The 20,320-nt window shown below is 56.7% G+C and carries 18 protein-coding genes; 6 read left to right on the top strand and 12 right to left on the bottom strand.

What is annotated here, in order from left to right:
- Nucleotides 1–166 precede the first annotated feature (166 nt).
- A complete protein-coding gene (locus ACYVHC_RS04620) occupies nucleotides 167–745 on the top strand; it encodes a GNAT family N-acetyltransferase (protein ID WP_460612492.1) in 579 nt (192 codons plus the stop codon).
- Between the two features lie 94 nt (nucleotides 746–839).
- On the opposite strand, the gene ACYVHC_RS04615 is transcribed toward ACYVHC_RS04620, so the two are convergent.
- Nucleotides 840–2,177: a TlpA disulfide reductase family protein gene (locus tag ACYVHC_RS04615; RefSeq protein WP_460612491.1), complete on the bottom strand. Its 1,338-nt coding sequence runs from the start codon at nucleotides 2,175–2,177 to the stop codon at nucleotides 840–842.
- A gap of 253 nt (nucleotides 2,178–2,430) precedes the next feature.
- Here ACYVHC_RS04615 and ACYVHC_RS04610 point away from each other — a divergent pair, with 253 nt between their 5' ends.
- A complete protein-coding gene (locus tag ACYVHC_RS04610; protein ID WP_460612490.1) occupies nucleotides 2,431–4,725 on the top strand; it encodes an aconitate hydratase in 2,295 nt (764 codons plus the stop codon).
- Between the two features lie 243 nt (nucleotides 4,726–4,968).
- Nucleotides 4,969–5,961, top strand: coding sequence for a DMT family transporter (locus ACYVHC_RS04605; RefSeq protein ID WP_460612489.1), 993 nt, complete (start codon nucleotides 4,969–4,971; stop codon nucleotides 5,959–5,961).
- A 2-nt stretch (nucleotides 5,962–5,963) separates the two neighbouring features.
- Here the strand turns inward: ACYVHC_RS04605 and ACYVHC_RS04600 are convergent, their stop codons facing one another.
- Nucleotides 5,964–6,374 (bottom strand): hypothetical protein, encoded by a 411-nt coding sequence (locus ACYVHC_RS04600; protein ID WP_460612488.1) that lies wholly within the window; start codon nucleotides 6,372–6,374, stop codon nucleotides 5,964–5,966.
- Nucleotides 6,375–6,525: 151 nt separating this feature from the next.
- Between ACYVHC_RS04600 and ACYVHC_RS04595 the strand changes: the two genes are divergently transcribed.
- Nucleotides 6,526–7,212 (top strand): DUF2459 domain-containing protein, encoded by a 687-nt coding sequence (locus tag ACYVHC_RS04595; RefSeq protein ID WP_460612487.1) that lies wholly within the window; start codon nucleotides 6,526–6,528, stop codon nucleotides 7,210–7,212.
- Between the two features lie 73 nt (nucleotides 7,213–7,285).
- On the top strand, nucleotides 7,286–7,999 hold the full coding sequence (locus ACYVHC_RS04590; protein ID WP_460612486.1) for a carbonic anhydrase: 714 nt from the start codon (nucleotides 7,286–7,288) through the stop codon (nucleotides 7,997–7,999).
- Between the two features lie 108 nt (nucleotides 8,000–8,107).
- On the opposite strand, the gene ACYVHC_RS04585 is transcribed toward ACYVHC_RS04590, so the two are convergent.
- The 8 genes from ACYVHC_RS04585 to ACYVHC_RS04550 all read right to left on the bottom strand — a co-directional run bounded on the left by ACYVHC_RS04585 (nucleotide 8,108) and on the right by ACYVHC_RS04550 (nucleotide 17,438).
- On the bottom strand, nucleotides 8,108–8,356 hold the full coding sequence (locus ACYVHC_RS04585) for a hypothetical protein (RefSeq protein WP_460612485.1): 249 nt from the start codon (nucleotides 8,354–8,356) through the stop codon (nucleotides 8,108–8,110).
- A gap of 290 nt (nucleotides 8,357–8,646) precedes the next feature.
- Complete coding sequence (locus ACYVHC_RS04580; protein ID WP_460612484.1) at nucleotides 8,647–11,499, bottom strand: S8 family peptidase; 2,853 nt, start codon at nucleotides 11,497–11,499, stop codon at nucleotides 8,647–8,649.
- 1,300 nt (nucleotides 11,500–12,799) lie between these two features.
- Nucleotides 12,800–13,060, bottom strand: a complete 261-nt coding sequence (locus tag ACYVHC_RS04575) for a hypothetical protein (protein ID WP_460612483.1) — start codon at nucleotides 13,058–13,060, stop codon at nucleotides 12,800–12,802.
- Between the two features lie 123 nt (nucleotides 13,061–13,183).
- Nucleotides 13,184–13,936, bottom strand: coding sequence for a LytR/AlgR family response regulator transcription factor (locus ACYVHC_RS04570; RefSeq protein WP_460612482.1), 753 nt, complete (start codon nucleotides 13,934–13,936; stop codon nucleotides 13,184–13,186).
- Between the two features lie 70 nt (nucleotides 13,937–14,006).
- A complete protein-coding gene (locus ACYVHC_RS04565; RefSeq protein WP_460612481.1) occupies nucleotides 14,007–15,116 on the bottom strand; it encodes a sensor histidine kinase in 1,110 nt (369 codons plus the stop codon).
- Nucleotides 15,113–15,727: a DUF7010 family protein gene (locus ACYVHC_RS04560; protein ID WP_460612480.1), complete on the bottom strand. Its 615-nt coding sequence runs from the start codon at nucleotides 15,725–15,727 to the stop codon at nucleotides 15,113–15,115. Before ACYVHC_RS04560 ends, ACYVHC_RS04565 begins: the two co-directional genes overlap by 4 nt.
- A gap of 106 nt (nucleotides 15,728–15,833) precedes the next feature.
- Nucleotides 15,834–16,793 carry an alpha/beta fold hydrolase gene (locus ACYVHC_RS04555; protein WP_460612479.1) on the bottom strand — a complete coding sequence of 320 codons (960 nt, stop codon included), beginning with the start codon at nucleotides 16,791–16,793 and terminating at the stop codon, nucleotides 15,834–15,836.
- A gap of 315 nt (nucleotides 16,794–17,108) precedes the next feature.
- Nucleotides 17,109–17,438, bottom strand: coding sequence for a hypothetical protein (locus ACYVHC_RS04550; protein WP_460612478.1), 330 nt, complete (start codon nucleotides 17,436–17,438; stop codon nucleotides 17,109–17,111).
- Nucleotides 17,439–17,624: 186 nt separating this feature from the next.
- Here ACYVHC_RS04550 and ACYVHC_RS04545 point away from each other — a divergent pair, with 186 nt between their 5' ends.
- On the top strand, nucleotides 17,625–18,074 hold the full coding sequence (locus ACYVHC_RS04545) for an energy transducer TonB (protein ID WP_460612477.1): 450 nt from the start codon (nucleotides 17,625–17,627) through the stop codon (nucleotides 18,072–18,074).
- An 11-nt stretch (nucleotides 18,075–18,085) separates the two neighbouring features.
- Here the strand turns inward: ACYVHC_RS04545 and ACYVHC_RS04540 are convergent, their stop codons facing one another.
- Entirely contained in the window at nucleotides 18,086–18,634 is a 549-nt protein-coding gene (locus tag ACYVHC_RS04540) for a hypothetical protein (protein ID WP_460612476.1), read from the bottom strand.
- Between the two features lie 17 nt (nucleotides 18,635–18,651).
- Nucleotides 18,652–19,929 (bottom strand): cation:dicarboxylase symporter family transporter, encoded by a 1,278-nt coding sequence (dctA, locus tag ACYVHC_RS04535; protein WP_460612475.1) that lies wholly within the window; start codon nucleotides 19,927–19,929, stop codon nucleotides 18,652–18,654.
- Nucleotides 19,930–20,320 lie beyond the last annotated feature (391 nt).

Here is a 20,320-nt window from a genome sequence, read left to right as displayed (position 1 = left end):
GTTTTACTGTATCAGCGGGACGTTCGATTTTCAACAATAGTACAGGCCAGCTCTTGAAGCCACTTTACTAGGCCTCAGTATAGCTTGAAGTGCGCCCGGAGCAGCGGGCCGCATCTTTATGAAGCGTGCTATGCAACGCGGTAGCGGGTTTTGCTACCTTGCCGGCATGCTGCAACTCCCCATCCAACTCACGGGCATCGATTTGCTGGTGCCGCAACTTGAAACCACCGACCTGCTCCTGCGCGGCCACCGCCTCACCGACCTAGCCCCGTGTGTGGCGATGGGTCAGCAACCCGAGTTCTATAAGTACCTGGGCGGCAAGCCTATGGAGGAGGAGGATGTGTGGCGGCGCATTTTGGCGCACCAGGGTCACTGGGCCATGATGGGCTACGGCTACTGGGCCGTTGAGGAAAAAGCTACCGGCGAATTTATCGGCTCGGTAGGCTTTTATGATATCATGCGCAACCTGTCTCCCGCCATCAATGGGTTTCCAGAAGCGGGCTGGGTGATGAATCCGCGCGTGCATGGCCGCGGTTACGCCAGCCAGGCCGTGCGGGCCATTCACGTGTGGGGCGACGCTCACTTCCCCAATCCGCGCACCGTCTGCATCATCGACCCTCACAACGAGCCCTCCCTGCGACTGGCCCACAAGCTAGGCTACCAAGAGTACGACCGGAGCACGTACCGGGATGAGCCCATTGTGCTGCTGGAACGGTTTAGGCCCACAGGTACCCTAGGAGAATAGCACAAACTAACAAGGCCCGCCTCTCATCAGAAGCGGGCCTTTTTAGTACTTAAGCAGCACAGATGCCTGCGACGCAAAATCTGGTTTGAAGGTTTTATTCGGCTAGTAGCTGGTCAATTGTCTTGTTGAATTCAGCTACTTCCTGCTCGTAGTACTTGCCGGTGCCAGGGCCCGAGAAGCCAGTATGAATCTTCCGTACTTCGCCTTTCTTATCGAGGAAGAGGGTAGTGGGGAAGGCCAGCACCTTCTGCACCTGCGGCAACGACTGGCTGGCCGCATCCTTGCTAGCCTCGCCGGCCACGGCTAGGTCGTACCCTACATTCATGCGCTCCTTCATCTTCAGCAGCTTCTGCGAAGCTACCTTCTGGTCGGCGGTGCGCTCATAGCCCAGGCCAATGATTTCAACACCGCGGCCTTTATTTTTCTCGTACCAGGGGGCCAGGAAGTTGGTTTCGTCCATGCAGTTGGGGCACCACGAGCCGAGCAGCTGTACTACCACTACCTTGCCTTTGTACTTGGGGTCGGAAGGGGAGATGCTGCCGCCTTCATAAATGCTCGGGAATTTGAAGTCGAGCTTTTTCTGGCCAGGCTTCATTCCAGTAAGGGCGTTGGCATCGGGCAGCTTTGCCTTCGGGTCGAGGGTAGCCGTCCAGGTCTCGTGGCCCGATTTGCCGCTGTAGAAGTCGCCTTTCATCTCAGAGAAACCGTTTTTAACATCAACAGCATCAAAGAGAAAGGCGTGGCTGCCATCGAATGTTGACAAGAGCATGTGCGGTCCGCCTTTTCTCTCAACAATGCTTCCTGCCAAATACCTGTAGTCGCCGGTCGTGGTGAGGAAGGTGCCTTTTGCTTGATTATCAGCGTATTCAAACACACCGACCGCAGGGTAAGATTTGCCTTCATCATCAGTGAAAGTAACCTTGTAAGTCGAGCCCTTTTCAAGTCCAGTTATCTGAGGAATAAACTTTTTCCCGTCACCGTCTTCATCATTGAATAAAGGCTGCTCCCCCTTAGTAGCCGAAAAGGCCACGCGGTACGGCTCTTTGCCATCGTACTTCACCCAGGTGCCTTTCAGCTTATCAGCGCCATCGGCGCGCACTACCAGGGCAGCATCAAACACGCCGAGGCGGATGGTTGTGGAGTCGCCGGCGGTGAATATTTCGTCGAGCTTCAGACGCTCCTCGCCGTTGCGCAGCGTTACGGTAGGCTTGCCGCCCTCGGTGGCAACATCAAACAGGAAGGGAATTTGCTGGCCTTGGGCCGCTAGTACGCCGCGCCAGGTTCCGGCCGTAAGGGCAGTAGCGCCCGTCGTGGCGCCCTCGGAGGTGGCGGCTTGATTTTCAGAAGAGGTCGAATTGGACTGACAGGCCACCGCGGCCAGCGCGAGTCCGGCCCCGGCTATGGCCTTGCGAAAAGAGAAGGCTACGGGCATTGGAAAAAAGTTAGAAGGTTAGTTCGCGGCTAAACTACGGAGGGCCGATGATAGTTTAATACACAGGGCCGCGAAGACAGACCTAGCCGGCTAATTGGCCCGCGCCTATCCACGCAGCACTTTTGGAATGATTCTAAATCAGGCCTGCAGGGCTGGTATAGGCCCGAAAATTTAGGCGGCGCAACGACCGACAACTATATTTGCGTACCTACTAATAATAGGTACGTTCTCTCCACTTTTTCCATTTCGCATTATGGCGTTTGACTTAGAAATGATCAAGGCCGTGTACGCTGGCATGGGCTCTCGCATTGAAGCCGCCCGTACCGCCGTTGGCCGCCCGCTTACCCTGACTGAAAAAATCCTGTACGCTCACTTGTACGGCGGCACTGTTTCGCAGGCGTTTGAGCGGGGCGTTTCCTACGTCGATTTCGCTCCCGACCGTGTAGCCATGCAGGATGCTACCGCCCAAATGGCGCTGCTCCAGTTTATGCAGGCTGGCAAACCTCAGGTTGCAGTACCAAGCACCGTGCATTGCGACCACCTGATTCAGGCCAAAGAAGGTGCCGATCAGGATTTGGCCATTGCTAACTCCGAAAACAAGGAGGTGTATGACTTCCTAGCTTCTGTTTCCAATAAATACGGCATCGGCTTCTGGAAGCCCGGTGCTGGTATCATTCACCAAGTAGTACTCGAGAACTACGCCTTCCCCGGCGGCATGATGATCGGTACAGACTCGCACACGCCGAACGCCGGCGGCCTTGGCATGATTGCCATTGGTGTGGGTGGCGCCGATGCCGTTGACGTAATGTCGGGCATGGCGTGGGAGCTGAAGTTTCCTAAAGTGATTGGTGTGAAGCTGACGGGTAAGCTCTCGGGCTGGACTTCGGCGAAAGACGTAATTCTGAAAGTAGCTGGTATCCTGACCGTAAAAGGCGGTACCGGTGCTATTGTTGAGTACTTCGGTGAAGGTGCTGAAAACCTGTCGGCTACCGGCAAAGGCACCATCTGCAACATGGGCGCTGAAATTGGGGCTACCACCTCGGTGTTCAGCTACGACGAGAAGATGGGCGACTATCTGCGCGGCACGGGCCGGGCCGAAATTGCCGACGCTGCTGCCGCCGTTGCGGCTAACCTGCGCGCCGACGACGAGGTGTACGCGAACCCTGCAAACTTCTACGACCAGCTCATCGAAATTGACCTGAGCACCCTGGAGCCTTACGTGAACGGTCCGTTCACGCCGGACGCTGCGTGGCCTATTTCGGAGTTTGCGGCTGCCGTACGGGAGCACAACTGGCCTGCTAAGCTGGAAGTTGGCCTCATTGGCTCGTGCACCAACTCTTCTTACGAAGACATTACCCGCGCTGCCTCCATTGCCAAGCAAGCGGCCGACAAAGGCCTGACGGTACAGGCGGAGTACACTGTAACGCCCGGCTCGGAACTGGTGCGCTACACTGTAGAGCGTGATGGTTTGCTCGACACCTTCGCTCAGATGGGTGGGGTAGTACTGGCAAACGCTTGCGGTCCGTGCATCGGGCAGTGGGCTCGCCACATGGACGATATGAAACGTCCGAACTCCATCATCACCTCGTTCAACCGTAACTTCGCTAAGCGTAACGACGGCAACCCGAACACGCATGCTTTCGTGGCCTCGCCCGAAATCGTGACGGCTTTCGCTATTGCTGGCGACCTAACTTTCAACCCTCTGGTTGACACGCTGACTACCAAAGACGGCCAGCAGGTGAAGTTCGATGAGCCTCAGGGTATTGAATTGCCTCCCCGCGGCTTTGCCGTAGAGGACGCTGGTTACCAGGCTCCCGCTGCCGATGGCTCGGGCGTGCAAGTACTGGTTGACGTAGCTTCGGACCGTCTGCAGCTGCTCGACCCCTTCAAGCCGTGGGAAGGCGTTGACCTGAAAGGGTTGCGTCTGCTCATCAAGGCGCAGGGCAAGTGCACCACCGACCATATCTCGATGGCCGGCCCGTGGTTGAAATACCGTGGCCACCTCGACAACATCTCGAACAACATGCTCATTGGGGCGACTAACGCCTTCAATGGCGAAGCCAATGCCGTGAAGGATGCCCTCACCCAGGGTACGCCGTACTCGCCGGTGCCGCAGGTTGCTCGTAACTACAAAGCTCAGGGCATTGGCTCGGTGGTAGTAGGTGATGAGAACTACGGAGAAGGTTCGTCGCGTGAGCACGCCGCTATGGAGCCCCGCCACTTGGGCGTGCGTGCCGTGCTAGTGAAGTCATTCGCTCGTATCCACGAAACCAACCTGAAGAAGCAGGGCATGCTTGCTCTCACCTTCGCCAACAAAGCCGACTACGATCTGATTGAGGAGGACGACACCATCGACATCCTCGGTCTGACCACGTTTGCTCCCGGCCAGCCCCTGCAGGTGCGCCTGCACCACGCCGATGGCGACACCGACCTCATCACGGTAAACCATACCTACAATGAAGGTCAGATTGAGTGGTTTAAAGCCGGCTCGGCCCTGAACCTGATTCGCTTGAAAGAGTCGGGCCAGGCGCAGCTGTCGCAGAAATAGTTTCGCTTTAGAAACTACCTAGTAAAACGGCCGCTTCCTTTGCAGGGAGCGGCCGTTGTGTTTTCTGATACTACTCAATTCAATACCATAAGCTGAGCCGTTTGCAGTTCCAGACTTATATGTACCAAAGGCAATCCAAACCTCTCTAGGAGTTGACGGTTTGTCGGCCTCCGGAATACTAGTTGCAGTGAGTTAAGCTGGTTGCGTCCTAGCTGCAAGAAGTTTCTTTATCTAGTGAAGTACATGTCCTCTCCCAAACACGCTGTTTCTGTTATTGGCTTCCTGATTACGTTACTAGGAGCCGTACTCTTCTCAACTAAAGCCATCATTGTAAAGCTGGCTTTCGGCCACACGCATGCTGATGCCGTGACGCTGCTGGCGCTGAGAATGGTGTTTTCATTGCCCTTTTATTTGGCGGCGGCGTTTCTGGTGAGCACACAGAAAGACAACGTTCGGATGACCGGCCGGGAGTGGCTGCTGGTGAGCGGTATTGGCTTGCTGGGATATTACGTAAGCAGCCTGTTTGACTTTATTGGCCTGCAGTATATCTCGGCAGGCTTGGAGCGCCTGATTCTGTTTCTGTACCCCAGCTTTGCCGTGTTTATCAATGCGTATTTCTTTAAGCAGCGCATTTCCAGAATTCAGCAACTAGCGTTGTTGCTTACCTATGTCGGTATTGGGTTGGCTTACGCAGGAGAGCTATCTATTGACTCCAGCAACCCTAACTTTTACTTGGGCAGCGTGCTTGTGTTTATGTGCGCCGTTACCTACTCCGTGTACATCGTGGGAAGTGGCCGGATAATTCCGCGCGTAGGGGCTAATAAATTCACGGCCTATGCCATGTTAGCGGCTACGTTCGGTGTCTTCATTCATTTCCTGCTAACCCATTCGCTGCAAAAGGTTGAGCTAGGGCAGGGTATGTGGGTGTATGGGCTGCTACTGGCTATTCTGGCTACCGTGCTGCCATCTTTCCTGATATCACAGGGAATGAAAAAGATTGGCTCGAATAACGTAGCCATTATCAGCGGCATTGGGCCAGTGTCCACTATTGTGCAGGCGCACTATATCCTTGGGGAGAAGATATTCGTGGCGCAGATTATTGGAACCGTACTGGTAGTGATAGGCGTGTTGCTGATTGGATGGAAACGGAAAAATACGGAGCAGTCACCGGCCGCAGCTGCTACTACTACTACTACTGCTGAAATTTCATCCTGCAATAGAAACCCGCTAGCCTGAAACTAGAGCGTGGCCACCTGCTCCGGTTGTGCCTCTTGCGGCTTTAGCACGAGGTAGTAATACAGCAGAATCACTAGGCCCGTGAGGAAGGGCAACAGGGCCAGGTGTTTGCCGGTCAGCTCACCCCAGATGCGCACTTCATCAAACCCTACAAACTCGCTGACCATCCAGTAGGAGTTAGCCGAAATCCAGAACACGATGGCCAGGTTGTGCGCCAGCTCTGCCTTGATGTCGCGCGTGCGCCAAGTGATGAGCACGGCAATGAGCAGCGTCGGGAAAATCATCAGGATGCCCAGTGGTTTCCAGACCATGCACCACCCAATATCTTTGAGCAGCCAGAACAAGATGTGCATGTTTTCCATGCGGCGGTATGGGGCCGGAATGCTGTATACTAGGTCGTTGGGCTGGCTCATGGGGCATCAAAGGTGAAGCTCAAAGATATTGCCTTGCTTGCGTCCCGGAAAATCTGCTCTACCAGCCCTAGGGTAGCGGCCGGCTCAAACCTCGGCTTTTTTCAATGGGCTGCGTAAGAGGAGCCTGATTTCAACTTCTGATTAAGCAGTAATGGCCGGAGTGCTTCGGAAAGTAGCAAAAGGAGCCGCCTGGGTGGGTGGCGGCGTGGTAGGCGCGGTGGCGTTGTATTTGGTGGGCTCCGTGGGGCTTTCGGCCATACCAGTGGGGCGCCAGAACTCGCCAGAAACCGGCACAATTGAAACCTACATCCTGTCCAACGGCGTGCACACCGATATTGTAGTGCCCGTGCGAACCGACCAGATGGACTGGACCCAGCTAGTTCCCTACACGGCTACCCCCGCCATGGACACCAGCCGCGACTACATCGGTTTTGGCTGGGGCGACAAGGGCTTTTACCTGAACACGCCTACCTGGGCCGAACTGAAGCCCAGCACGGCCGTGAAGGCTATGTTCTGGCTTAGCACCACGGCCATGCACGCCACTTTCCACCACCAGCCCCAGGAAGGCCCCGACTGCGTGCGGGTGCTGCTGACCCGCGCGGAGTATGCCCGCCTGATTGCGTTTATCAAAAACAGCTTCGATTACGATGCCCAGGGCAGCTCCCAGCACATTCAGGGTCATAGCTACGGGCAGCACGATGCGTTTTATGAAGCCAAGCGCACCTATAACCTCTTCTATACTTGCAATTCCTGGGCAAACGAAGGGTTGAAAGTGGCCGGGCAGAAAGCCGCCCTCTGGACGCCATTTGAATTCGGTATTTTCTGGCAGTATCGCTAGGGCAGAATAGGGGGTTGAAGTCAGAAAATGAGCTAGCACGCACCCTGAACGCAACTTGTGCGTATGGAGGAGCATGACGACATATGATGCCATCTTCGAAAACAACCGCCAGTGGGTAGCGCAGCACACCGCTACCAATGCCAACTTCTTCCAGCGCCTGGCCACCAATCAAAACCCCGATTACCTCTACATTGGCTGCAGCGACTCGCGCGTAACGGCTGAGGAGCTGATGGGCGTAGCACCGGGCGAGGTATTCGTGCACCGCAACATTGCCAACCTGGTTAATAACATTGACCTGAACGCCATGTCAGTAATTGAGTACGCCGTGCATCATTTGCAGGTAAAGCACATTGTAGTGTGCGGGCACTATGGCTGCGGGGGCGTGAAAGCGGCCATGCAAGCCAAAGACCTCGGGATTATGAACCCCTGGCTGCGCAACATCCGCGACGTGTACCGCTTGCACCATGCCGAACTGGACGCCATTGAGGACGTAGATGCGCGCTACGACCGGCTAGTGGAGCTGAACGTGCAAGAGCAATGCGTAAATGTTATCAAAACGGCTGTGGTGCAGCAGCACTACGTGAAAGGAGGCTTCCCAACAGTGCATGGCTGGGTTTTCGACCTCAAGACTGGCCTGTTAAAAGACCTGAAGCTGGACTTTGAGCACATCCTGCACGACATCCAGGAAATCTATAACCTCAGCGACCAGCCAATTTTTGGGGAGGCCATAACGCCCGCTCAAGAAATAGGGAAAGCCGCTGATGAAACTACCCGGGTTACCCGCTAGCCTCTAGGTAGCAGAGCACCTCAAACCCCAAAATCAGACAAAAAGAAACCCGGCCTGTTCTGCACATGCAGCAACAGCCGGGGTAGGGGGTGGAAAGAAGAAATGGTGCTAGTTAAGCCACACGCTGGCTACTGGCTCGAACCGATGGCGTGCGAAGGCACCGTAGGGCCGCTCGGCATAGAAACCCAGTACATGCACCTGCAACTCCCCAGTCTGGGCATTGCGGCGCATCTGAATGGGGTACACCTGCCCGGCAGCGGGCCAGTCTCCAATGTGGTCGGCGGGGCGACGGCTAGCATCAACGCAGCGGGCGAACTGCTGCACAGGAAGCGGAACAGGAAGCTTTACTTTCGACATATCCAAAGATAAGAATATAACTGAGGAAAAGCTAATCCTGTTAGATATTTCTGTGTCTTTGGCAATAGCAATAAATAAAGAACAAACCGCTGAAAAGTTTGTTCTAGTGGAACTAAATCCAAATAATGCTTACGCTTTGTATAACAACAGATTAGCGACTGATCCGCTTGATTGCTAAAAATGTTAGCAAAAAACAAGGGCTGATTTTAAACGAAAGTATAGCCAGAAACCCAGCAAAGCTCCTTACCTATTTTTAGAGGTTCACTCCGTTAAGCAGCCTAGAGAACTGCCTAATAGCGTACTATGCGTTGCGTGAAGTTGCCCTGAGCCGTGCGGATTTGTACCAGATACATACCCGCTGGGTAGGTGCTCAAATCTAGCGAGACATGGCCTTTGCCAGCGGCCGTGCGCGACACCAGCACTTGGCCTACAGCTGATAGAACCTGAACGGTAGCCGGCCCCATGGGCAGCTCCACCTGTAGGCGCCCGGTTGTAGGGTTAGGATACACAGCAACTCCGGCCAACTGCACTCCGCGTACTGGCAGCACCTGCTGGTAGCGGCCCGCGGCAGCATCAGCAGCGCGCTGCAACTCCGGCAGGCTAGGCGCGGCCAGCACAGCAAAAGCCACCACTACGGAGTCGGAGGGAGCAAGGAAAGGCAACGTGGCCCCAACAACCTGCGACACATCAGCGCCGGCAGGTAAGCCTGCTGTGCGCTGGCGGGTGCCGTTGCTGAGCGTGAGCAATTTTTCGGTGGTATTAAAGCCATCGGCCAGGCGCACCCCCGTGCCCGAGGAAGCACCGTTATTTATCGAATACACGGTAGCTTGTCCACCACTTAAGTGTCGCACACCAGTATAGAGCTGCCGGTCGAGTGGGCTATACACGTAGCCCAGGCGGCGTACCGAGTCCCAGTCTGCCACGTTGCGGCTGTACTCTTCGGGCAAGTCCCAATCCATGTACAGGCCGGCATGCAACGGCTTCAAGGTATCGGGCGTGAGGTTGGTGAGTTGGTATTCCAGAATCACGTAGTCGCGGTGCGGGTCAGCGGCCCAGGCATAGGCCCGCTGCCGTATCCGGACGCCAACGGAGCGGCCTTTGGTAAGTGCTGGCAGTGAGTCACGAAGTACGCCATACGCCTCCTGGTCGGCGCGCAGGGGCTGTGCCAGAAGGGCGGTGCGCGTCTGCGAATAGAAATCATGGTCAGCCCCTTGGTTGTCGTTGCGCACGTTGTCCGATACCCGGGGGCTAGGGGTAGGAGTTGCCACTAATAGGCCGCCTTCGGCTACCAGCGGCCCGCTTCCACGGTACGTCACACTTTCCCCAAACTCCGAGCCTAGCCCGTCGTAGCCAACATTGCCGCGACTAGTAAGCGTAAGGGCCAGGTCATTGGCATTGAGCAGTACGTAATCGGGGTTTATAGTCAGGGTTTCGTACTGGTCTTCTTGGTAACCTGTGGCGGCATCCTGCAGATGGTAGCGCACCACGGCGCGGGTGTTAAGAGGGGCATTGGCGGCTACTTTCAGCAAGAAAGGCACGGCCGAGTTAGTGCGCCGCTCTAGGGTAGCCAATGGGCCTACGCCAAACTCTGCTTGCCGAACCTCTAGGTAGGGCGAAAGCGAGGTAAGCGTTACAGTAAGGTTAGGAAGGGGCTCGAGCAGGTTTTGCACCGTTATGGCTAGGCGTATGGCGTCGCCGGCGGCATAGGCGTCGCGGGAGGGCAGGTAGGTGCGGCCTACTACCCTGGCCGAGTGCTGGGCCTCCGTTACGGCCCGCAGCACGTTCAGGCGTCCCGAGCCGATGCGGCCCACGTAGCCGGTGTTGCCCGGTAAGGCATCAATGTTATCGGTAGTGCGCCGCAGCTGGGCCGCCACCTGGGCCGCCGTGAAGCGGGGGAAGCGCGTGCGCACCAACGCAGCAGCACCAGCAACTAGGGGAGAGGCAAACGATGAGCCTCCTACCGCTACATAGTCCTTGTCGGTATCGCCATACACCGTCAGGATCTGGACACCGGGCGCCGACAAGTCAACGCGGCGGCTATAAGTAGCATTGGCGCTGCGCTCATCGGTGCGGGTAACGGTGGCCACGGACAGAACATGGTCGTAGCTGGCGGGGTAAAAGTCGAGGTCGGCGCCAGTATTGCCAGCCGCCGCTACTACCACGGCATCACGGTTTACGGCGGCGTAGGTAATAACGTCCTGCTCATACTGCGAGCGGGCGCCTACGCCACCCCAGGATAGGTTGATGATTTTGCAGCCATGATCAGCCGCGTACACAATGGCCTCGTAGCCGCCAAACGTACCGGAGGGCGTGCTGGGGTAAATCTTCAGTGGCATAAACCGGCACTTGTAGCCCACACCGGCCACGCCCTTACCGTTGTTGGTAGCGGCGGCGGCACACCCGGCCACCAGAATGCCATGCACGCTGCTGGGGTCGCGCGAGGGGTCATTGTCGTTATCAGCAAAATCCCAGCCGTAGTAGTTGTCTATGTAGCCGTCGTTGTCGTTGTCGATGCCGTCAATTGGGTCTTGGCGGTTCACCTGAATCTGAGAAGTCAGGTCTTCGTGTGTGACGCGCGTGCCGCCATCCACAATGCCGATGGTGATGCTGGTGTCGCCTTGCGTTACGTCCCAGGCCCGGTACGCCCGAATGTTTTTCAGATGGTACTGGCCATTGCTGCGGGTGGAGTCGGCCAATGGGTCGTTGGGCTGTTGCAGCGGCGGGTAGCTGTACAAGGGCTCGGCATACTCCACGAGGCCGGTTTTGCGTAGGGCCTGGCAAGCCGCCGCCACCGACTGAGTAGAGCTGGCAAGCTGCACCTGATATATCAACCCCAGGTCAACTGCTCCGGGCTTACTGGAGGAGCGACTATGCGCAAACTTGGGTTGAACAGCCTGCACTCCCAGGCGCCCTAGCACACCATCGAGCACGGCCACGCCAGTAAGGCTGGAGGCCGAGCGGCCGGCCGTAGGTGCCGCTTTCAGCTTGTACACCAGCCGACCGCCCACCACGGTTTTGGACGGCGCTGGGGGTAGTGGTTGCTGCTGCCCAAAACCAGAATGAGCGCCGGCCAGAAGCAGCACCAGGCACGCAAGCGCTAGCCCAGAAAAACGGCCAAAAGATACACGTAGAGGTAGCAGCATTCCAGAAAATAAAGCGGGTGGGGGGAGGGTGCGAAAGCAGAGCAACAGTCCGGCTAACAACCTGCTGACTAGCCTTTCAAGAAGACGAAACCAGCAGCGGTTAGCAGAAATATGGGGTAGGACCGTTTCTGTAAATCTAGCCATACTACAGCAGCCTACGAAGCGTTGTTCCGTGCTTTTTCACTAATTTTCTCAAGGCGCTACCACTATTTTTTGCGAGCTAAGCCATTCTCAGGCAGCGCCAACTACCCGGCTACTGGTGACGCAGCCGTGACGATGCAGCCCGACTAGACCCTTTGAGCCTCTTTCCCGAAAAATCATCACGACAGAATGCGGAGAAGAGGCTGATTTACTAGGCTTGGTGGAGGGCAAAACCGAGCCGTGAACACAAGGCAGGAAGGGTTTTTTGCTGGCCAGTAAGCACACTAGGCTGAGAAAGGATCTAAACCCACCCGACTTGGGCTGCCAGAGAAGCCAACGGTTTCAAGTTGCGAGGTCCCGATCCAGGTGATGTAGAGCTAGGAAGTCCTTTTTATGACGAGTAACTGCCTTATAGCAAAATGGATAGGTAGTAAACTATCTGCCTGAAAACTCGGAAAGGAGCGGATTTTGGAGTAGCGGTTGCCACAGTAAGAGTGTAAGCTTGTGGCCTGGCGCCTGTGGTGCTGTTTCCTTTCCGGCCATGAGAAACCTGTTGCTGCTGATTTCGTGGAGTGTGCTGGCCACTTTGTTTGGCTCGTGCAGCCGTCCGCACTACGCTTTCCTGGCAAAACCGACAGCGCTTACAGCGCCCGTGCCAACAGCAGCAGTAGCACCCGAAGTAGTTTCAATAAAGGCTGATACGCTAACTCAGGCAGCTAGAAGACAAGCGGTTATTGTAAAAAATAGGCCTAGGCCCCGGAGAACTGTCAAGCCGTTGGTAGCAGCCGTTTCTGGGCTAGCGCCTCGCTTTACTACCGCTCTGCAGCGGCTACCAACTTGCCGAAAAGCACCCGCGCCAGGCGTTACCGTGCGCGCCCGCCACTCCGACACTGCCCAGGTAAGCCGCCCAGCTACCAGAGCATCAGACGCAATTATTCGGGTGCTCATTGGGCTCGGAGCGGTTGCGTTAGGTATTGCAATACATGACCTTATTGGCCTTGGATTGGTAGTATTTGGGACTATACTTATCGTGGTTACGTTACTTCAATTACTTTTTGATCTGTTATTCTATAGGTAAATATTGGGTAATCGGGTCCATGTTATAAAAAAAGCCCGCACAGCTTACGCTGCGCGGGCTTTTTTTATAACATGGACCCGATTACCGGCCGCCTTTGCTGTACTTGTACTTTTTAGGCGAGGCCACCGTCCGGAACTTGTAGGGGTTGTTGGCATTCACATCAAGGCCCAGGCCAATGGGGCCGCGGGTTTGCTTGAACCTAGATTTGTCGTTCGTTCGCTTTTGGCGGTCCATCGAAACGTTGCCGTAGCGGTTGGTTTTTTCCATGGCCTTGTCGCCGCTCGAGCAGGAAGTGCCAACTAACAGGAAAGCCAGGGCTGAATAAAGTAGTATCGTTTTCATGGGAGAGAAAGCAAGAGGGAAAGAAAGACTCTGACTGAGAGCTCAGTATCTGCCCCATGTACTCTGGTTTGCTTAAAAAGGATACAGCAACCGGTCAATAATCTGGCCTTGCGCACAGGCTTGCTACAAGCTCAACATTTCCCGAAACCGCACCGATTGCTGACGCGAAACCTCTACCTCAGGCCCGCCGCGCAGCCGGATTTTAAGCGTATTGCTAAACCAGGGCTCAATGCTTTCTACCCATTTCAGGTTGATGATTTGCTGGCGGTTGGCCCGGAAAAATACCCTAGCGTCGAGGCGTTGCTCCAGGTGCTGCAAAGTGCGCGGAATAAGGGGGCGGTGCTGCTCGAAATAAATCTGGGTATAGCTGCCATTAATTTCAAACAGGCGAATGTCGGAGAGGCGCACAAACCAGCACCGCTCCCCGTCTTTCACAAACACCTGGTCGTGTTCCGTGAGCGGGGCCGGCGCGGGCTCTTCGGGCAGGGTTGGGACCAGGGCAGGGGCTAGGGCCGGTACGGCTGCCGCGTGCTTGGCGTAGGCTTTCTGCAGGGCGGGGGCCAGCCGGTTTTCCTGAATGGGCTTCAGCAGATAATCCAGGGCATTTACCTCAAATGCACGCAACGCATATTCATCGTAGGCAGTCGTGAAGATGACGTGCGGTGCATCTACTAGGGAGGCCAGCAGCTCAAACCCCGTTTCGCCGGGCATATGAATGTCCAGAAACAGCAGGTCGGGCTGCAACTCCCGAAGTTGGGTGCGGGCCTCGTCGGCGTGGCGCGCTTCGCCCACAATGGTTACCTCCGGAAACGCCTGCAGCAGGTGGCGCAACTCCGTGCGGGCCAATCGAGAATCATCAACAAGCAAGGCATTCATAGCGGAGCAGGGCAGAAGAAATAGCTAAAACGATACACTATGCGGGGTACGCGGTGGGTACATACTGCCCTCACGATACAACCGCCACGCCTGCATGGCGAGGTACCACGGGCGCCCCCACTATTGGCAGCTGCAAATGCGCCACCACCATGTCGGGCGTGTGTGGGTCGTTGGCGAGGTGCAAGTGGGCGGCTGGGCCAAACAGCAAGGCTAGTCGCTCGCGGGCGTTGCGCACCCCTACGCCCTCGTGGCCGGGGCGCGGTTCGTAGCGGCCAGTGTTGCGTACCGTCACGTGCAGCGTGTTCGAGTCGTTGAGCTGGGCGCACAGGCAGATGCTGCCTCCGGCGGGGCGGGGCGCCAGGCCGTGCTTGATGGCGTTTTCCACCAGCAGCTGCAGCGTCATGGGCGGAATGAGCACAGGTAGGGCGGCGGGGTCAATATCCAGGTGGTAGGAAAGGCGCTCTTCCAGCTGCATGGCTTCCAGGGCCAGATAATGCTCCACAATCTCCAGCTCGCGTTGCAAGGGCACTTGTTCCGTGCTATTAAGCTGAATAGAGTAGCGCAGCAGGTCCGAGAGGTGCGTAATCATGTCGCGGGCCCGGGCGGGGTCTTCCATCACGAGGGCCCGGATGTTGTTGAGTCCATTAAACATAAAGTGCGGATTAATCTGGGCCTTGAGCGTGCGCATTTCGGCCTCGTGCACGGCCGCCGTCAGCTTCCATTTGTCTACTTCTGCCTGCTTATAGCGGCGCAGGTAATGCCAACCAAAATAAAAGCCTTCCCAGAGCCACAGCACGAAGTTTACATTCAAGCAGTAGCCAATAAACTGCGGCCAGCCGTGCGGCTGCGCAGTAGGAGCCGGCCGCACCACCCAAATGATAAGCGCCCAGATAATCACCTGGCTCAGCACCGAGAGCAAGGCGTTGGTAATCAGCAGACGACCCAGCAGTGGCAGCGGCGAGAGGTTGTCCCAGCCCAGCGCCCGGATAGAATACCGCAGCGCGTGCGTAAGGGCTAGCAAGGGCAGTACAATGGCTAGCGTAACGGTAAACGAATCAGAAGTGAGCTGGGCAAACGAAGAAAACAGGGCCAGATTGAAAAGCCCGTACGCCGTCCAGCCCAACAGCTGGCAGCGCCAATACAAACGGCTTGGGGGCGGTACGGTAGCGTACGAAATCATGAGGGTATCAGGCTGGCCGCAAGGGCGGTAGGTTGCGCTGCCACCTGCTGGTATAGGTGCTGGTTGCGGCGGTAAGAAAGCAGGAGCAGCCCGGCAAGTACCAGCAGCGCGCACACAATGAAAACCGGAATCAGGTACAGCGTTTCGGCGGAGGTGCGCAGGCCCAGCACCAAGCATCCTATTGAAATCACACCCGCCATAACCGCGTAGGGTTTGGCGCTATAAAACCAAGCGTACGGGAAAAAATGAGCCCCCGTGATGATGCCGTAGGTCATGATAAAGTGCTGCGGATACCGGCTGTAGATGAAGATCAGGAAGGGGAAATAGAAGAGCTGGGCGAAGTTGAGCCACAGGCCCAGGGGCTGCAACGGGTTGTGCGGCAGCGCCCACGTAGTGCGGAAAACCTTGGAGAACACCCACGCCAGCGGCAGGGTAGCAGTGCCCACAAAAAACGTGATAAACCCCTTTTGCACTACTGAGAGTGGCGCTACCCACCACAGGATGGCTATAGCGGCCCACACCAGGCTGGCCGCCACTATGAAATCAAGTCCGTTTTTGGCCTTTACAGACAGCTCCAGTTTTAGCGCCGCAAATTCTTGTTCGAGAAGCATACCCCAAGGAAATGTATTTCTGCGAAATATATACTCGGCCAGATGTATATACCGCCCCTGTAGTTGCTTTCTGAGGCAGTATATACACTCTGATAGGTTAGTGGGCTTATCTTTTAGCCACCGCGTTTTGCTTCAGGAAAGCATCGGTCTGGGCGAAAAACCACTGCGTATCGTCATACATCAGGAAGTGCCGGCCCGCCTCCGACATCTCCACGTGGTGCTTCGGGAGCTTGGCGTACTGCTGCTCGAAAATGGCTTTGGTGCTTTCCTTGGTGGAGCCGTACTGCTTATACGCGGCCCAGGCTCCCAGCACCAGCACCGGCTGCTGAATGCGCGCAATATCCTGTCGCAGGTCCGTAGTCATCAGGTCGTAATAGGCCTGGGCTACCGTGGGCATATCCGAGGCCACGCTCCAGCGTGCTGTCTGGGTAATGCGGGCCGTGTCGGTCATCATGCTGGCCGACATCTGCCGGGCCATGGTCAGGTTGTTTTGGGCCCGGCTCATTTGCTGGCGCATCATTTCGGCGGCCGGTTTGGCTTCCTCCGCCGTTTGTGAGGGGTTTTGGATGGCCGCCATGAACGGCAGCGAATCAACGATGACTAGCGGGCCCACCGCGTCGGGCTGGGTGCTGCTCATCCAGAGGGCCATGAACCCCCCAAGGCTGTGGCCAATGATGGCGGGCTTCGAGAGCTTTTGAGTTTTGATGTAGGCCAGCAGCTGGTCGCGCACGTTCAGCAGCAGCTTATCGGTACTGGCGGGCGCGGCCTGGCCGCCAAAGCCTGCCAGCGAAATAACGTGGCACTGGTACTGCTTCTGGTAGCGGGCCACGGTTTCGTCCCACACCGTGCCGGGGCACGTCAGGCCCGGAATCAGCAGCACGGGCTGGCCTTTGCCTACCACCCGCACTGTAAAGTTGGGGTGAGCAGCTGGCGTATCGGTACTAGGTGCCAAAGCAGTGGCAACCGCAGGGGCGGCTTGGGCCTGGGAGGGGGCTAGCAGCAGCGCCGCAGCCGAAAGCAGCAGGGCAGAACCAAGGGGGCGGAGGATAGCGGGCAGGTGTAGCATAGCCAGAAGCAGGTAAATGGAGGTGAGGTAGGGTTAAGTGATGCCTCAAACCTAGCACCCGGAGCCGCTGCCCGAAACTACTTTTCCGCGAACGGTAAATCTGCCTCCCGAACTGCTGAAAACCACACCCAAACCGAAGTAGCGCTAAGCACGAATAGAATGGGTTGCGCTCAACGACAAGGGTAGTAAACACAAAAGGCGCCCTAATGAGGGCGCCTTCTGGCTAGTAATACATACGGTTTAAGCGGTAGTTGGGGCTAGCGTTCGGCCATGTGCCTACTCCTGAAACCCAATCCGGCAGTAGTTAAGCTGTAGTTAGATGATGTTGCGCAGATCCTGGCGCAGGTTTTCAATGCCGCGCCAAATTTCGTCCCAGGTGCTGCGCTCCTGATCAGGGCTGGCTGCCGAGCGTGCCGTGCCGGAGCCAGTGGCGTCGGAGCCGAGGCGCTCGGCCAGGCGGGCACGTTTGGCTTCCAGCGCATCGGCGTGCTGGTGGTAGGTGTTGTGGGAGCTGGCCGTAGTGGCGTGGGCCCGGTTGCGCAGGGTCTGAATTTTGGCATCGAGCTCCGTGAGGGCCTGGCGCAGGTCGTCAGAGGTCAGATGGTCGGGCACGCGCATGTGTTCGGGGGAAGGTGTGGTAGCCATAACAGCAGAACAAGAGGGATGAAAGGGAAAGACCGTGGGAGAGTCTGCTAGTTGTACTAAGCCACGCCTAAAAAGGATACACGATTGGGTCCTAACAAATCAACAATACAATGGCAATACAGGGGTTACGCGCCCACCAGAAGGCTCCGGTAGCTTTGGCGCATCATTCAATAACTCCTTTTGATTATGCTCCCACGTGTACTTCTGTTTGTCTGCTTCGTGTTTCTGGCGGTGCCAAGCTTTGCTCAAACAGTGGGCCTAGTAGCCAATGCCGACAGCGGCCTTAAATCGGCCGCCACGGCAGTTTCGGGGCCGGCTGCGGTATACCATGCCGTGGATGAAATGCCCGAGTTTCCGGGCGGCACGGCGGCCTTTCAGAAATTTCTGCGCAGTGAGCTGCGCTACCCGGAGGAAGCTTTAAAGCTCGGCATTTCGGGGAAGGTATTTGTGCGCTTCATCGTGACGGATGAGGGCCGCATCAGGGATGCCGAAATTGTGAAAGGACTAAGCGGCGGCCTCAATGAAGAAGCGCTGCATTTTGTCCGGATAATGCCCTGGTGGACGCCGGGCAAAAACGCCGGAATACCCGTGTGGGTTGAGTACACCTTACCCATCGAGTTTCGGGCCATGAAGTAGGCTAGCGCAGACTACACCTGTTGCGGAAGAGCGAGCTCCCGGGCCAGCGGTGCCGCCGCTGAGGCGTATAGCAGCGTAAGCAGCTCGTTGGCCGCCGGCGCCAGCTCCACCAAATAATCCTCGTGCAGCTTCTGAATGGCTTTTAGCACCTCGTGGGTGCGCTTGGCCAGGTGTTGCAGCAGTGGTTGCGTGGGGCCGTGTAGGCGGCCTACCGCGGCGGGTTGGTGGCGCAGCACGTTGGTAAGCAGACGCAGCGTTAGCTCAATTTCACCCATGGTGTCGCCCGTAATCTTGCAGTGGTAGCCAATGCGCTGCTGGAGCTGGCGTACAATGTGTAGCAGGTCGTTGGGGGTTTGATGGAAGCCCCGCACGGGGTCATCTACCTGCTGCTCGAGGCGCTGGCGGCGCGTTTCCAGGGCATCGTCGCCCTCCAGCAGCCGGAAGGTAAGCTGCTCAGTAAGCACCACATCTTGGGCCACGAGGCGGGCTAGTAGCTGGTCTTTTTCTTTTTGCGGCAGGCTAAACAGGGCTTTGCGCAGATCAGGAGATAACGTGGCCATAGATGCTCAGAACAAACTTAGGCGGCTTCTGATTCCGGCCGCACCAACCCCAGCAAGGCGGCTTGGTGCTTCTCTTCATCGAAGGCGTTTTCGCTTTTGGCAATGACCACGGTGGCCACCGCGTTGCCAATGATGTTGGTGATGGCGCGGGCCTCGGACATAAACCGATCTACGCCAATGAGCAAGGCCATACCCTCCACCGGAATAACTTTGGTGGCGGCCAACGTGGAAGCTAGCACAATAAAGCCTGAGCCCGTGACGCCTGCCGCGCCCTTGCTGGTCAGCATCAGAATGCCAATAATGGTGAGCTGCTGCCCTAGGGTAAGCGGCACGTTAAAGGCCTGCGCCAGAAAAATGCTGCACATAGAAAGGTAGATGGTAGTGCCATCGAGGTTGAAGGAGTAGCCCGTGGGCACCACCAGCCCCACCACTGGCCGGGCGCAGCCAAAGGCCGTGAGCTTGTCCATGAGCCGCGGCAACGCCGACTCCGACGAGGACGTGCCCAGCACAATCAGCAGTTCTTCCTTGATAAAGCCTAGCAGCTTCCAGAGGCTGAACCCGTACCAGCGCGCAATACCGCCCAGCACCCCAAAAATGAACAGCGCCATGGTCAGGTACACCGAGCCCATGAGCAACGCTAGGGGCCGTAGCGTGTCCAGCCCATACTTGCCAATGGTGTAGGCCATGCCCCCAAATGCACCAATGGGAGCCAGCTTCATGACCATGCTCAGAATGCTGAAAAACACGTGACTTAGCTTCTCGAAGGTGCCTAGCAGCGGCCCACTTATACCCGGCCCCACCTTAGCCAATGCCACCCCAAACAGCACCGCTACCAGCAACACCTGCAGTACGTCGCCGCCTGTGAAAGCACCCAGAAAGTTTTCGGGCACGATGTGAGTGAAAAAGCTCACCCAGTCCATGCCGGCGGCTTTCTCGGTGTACTGTTGCGTGCTGGCGGCTTGGGAGGCTACGCGGCTAGTATCTACACCCACGCCGGGCTTGATAAGGTTAGCGGCGGCTACCCCAATCACGAGGGCTAGGGTGGTTACGAGCTCAAAGTAGAGCAGGGCTTTGCCGCCCACACGCCCCACCTTCTTCATGTCGCCGATGCTGCCCATGCCCAGCACCACCGTCAGGAAGATGATGGGCGCAATCAGCATCTTGATCAGGCTGATAAATGTGTCGCCGAGGGGCTTGAGGGAGGCGCCCACCGCGGGGAATAGCCACCCGACCAGCACGCCCAGCACAATAGCAGTAAGAACCTGAAAGGTAAGGTTGCGAAAAAGTTTCGGCATAGGCCGGCAAGATAGATAGGAAGACAAGGATGCCCACTGCCTAGGCTGCGTTCGGCCGTAAACCGCTGGGCCAAGCCAGCCCACTTGCGTACCGACAACGGGCTAGTAAAGTCGTCCTGTTGAGCAGGTGGCGCATCAAGCTAGGTACCGAAGCATCGCGCGTGCTGATGTTGGCTAGTTAAGTTACCCTAGGGTGCGTGGACAATAAGCGAAAAGAACGTCCTGCTGAGCTTGTCGAAGCATCTCTACCGAACTATTCAAACCAGGCGAAGCGGTAGAGATGCTTCGACCAGCTCAGCAGGAAATGCTAGAAAGGCGCAAAAAAATAGCATTCTGTTACTGTCTATACACCCCAGTAAACAGCACGTCATGCAGAGCGCAGCGAAGCATC

This window comes from Hymenobacter seoulensis, assembly GCF_054780535.1.
Note: the sequence above shows the minus strand (reverse complement) of the source record. Positions and strands in the feature narration are given on the sequence as shown.

Bases quoted from the DNA above. Each gene is read 5' to 3' on its own strand.
- ACYVHC_RS04570 (WP_460612482.1), bottom strand. From the start codon at position 13,936: ATGAATGCCTTGCTTGTTGATGATTCTCGATTGGCCCGCACGGAGTTG.
- ACYVHC_RS04575 (WP_460612483.1), bottom strand. From the start codon at position 13,060: ATGAAAACGATACTACTTTATTCAGCCCTGGCTTTCCTGTTAGTTGGC.
- ACYVHC_RS04615 (WP_460612491.1), bottom strand. From the start codon at position 2,177: ATGCCCGTAGCCTTCTCTTTTCGCAAGGCCATAGCCGGGGCCGGACTC.
- ACYVHC_RS04595 (WP_460612487.1), top strand. From the start codon at position 6,526: ATGGCCGGAGTGCTTCGGAAAGTAGCAAAAGGAGCCGCCTGGGTGGGT.
- ACYVHC_RS04540 (WP_460612476.1), bottom strand. From the start codon at position 18,634: ATGGCCACGTTATCTCCTGATCTGCGCAAAGCCCTGTTTAGCCTGCCG.
- ACYVHC_RS04620 (WP_460612492.1), top strand. From the start codon at position 167: ATGCTGCAACTCCCCATCCAACTCACGGGCATCGATTTGCTGGTGCCG.
- ACYVHC_RS04555 (WP_460612479.1), bottom strand. From the start codon at position 16,793: ATGCTACACCTGCCCGCTATCCTCCGCCCCCTTGGTTCTGCCCTGCTG.
- ACYVHC_RS04545 (WP_460612477.1), top strand. From the start codon at position 17,625: ATGCTCCCACGTGTACTTCTGTTTGTCTGCTTCGTGTTTCTGGCGGTG.
- ACYVHC_RS04605 (WP_460612489.1), top strand. From the start codon at position 4,969: ATGTCCTCTCCCAAACACGCTGTTTCTGTTATTGGCTTCCTGATTACG.
- ACYVHC_RS04585 (WP_460612485.1), bottom strand. From the start codon at position 8,356: ATGTCGAAAGTAAAGCTTCCTGTTCCGCTTCCTGTGCAGCAGTTCGCC.
- ACYVHC_RS04610 (WP_460612490.1), top strand. From the start codon at position 2,431: ATGGCGTTTGACTTAGAAATGATCAAGGCCGTGTACGCTGGCATGGGC.
- ACYVHC_RS04590 (WP_460612486.1), top strand. From the start codon at position 7,286: ATGACGACATATGATGCCATCTTCGAAAACAACCGCCAGTGGGTAGCG.
- ACYVHC_RS04560 (WP_460612480.1), bottom strand. From the start codon at position 15,727: ATGCTTCTCGAACAAGAATTTGCGGCGCTAAAACTGGAGCTGTCTGTA.
- ACYVHC_RS04580 (WP_460612484.1), bottom strand. From the start codon at position 11,499: ATGCTGCTACCTCTACGTGTATCTTTTGGCCGTTTTTCTGGGCTAGCG.
- ACYVHC_RS04550 (WP_460612478.1), bottom strand. From the start codon at position 17,438: ATGGCTACCACACCTTCCCCCGAACACATGCGCGTGCCCGACCATCTG.
- ACYVHC_RS04600 (WP_460612488.1), bottom strand. From the start codon at position 6,374: ATGAGCCAGCCCAACGACCTAGTATACAGCATTCCGGCCCCATACCGC.
- ACYVHC_RS04565 (WP_460612481.1), bottom strand. From the start codon at position 15,116: ATGATTTCGTACGCTACCGTACCGCCCCCAAGCCGTTTGTATTGGCGC.
- dctA (WP_460612475.1), bottom strand. From the start codon at position 19,929: ATGCCGAAACTTTTTCGCAACCTTACCTTTCAGGTTCTTACTGCTATT.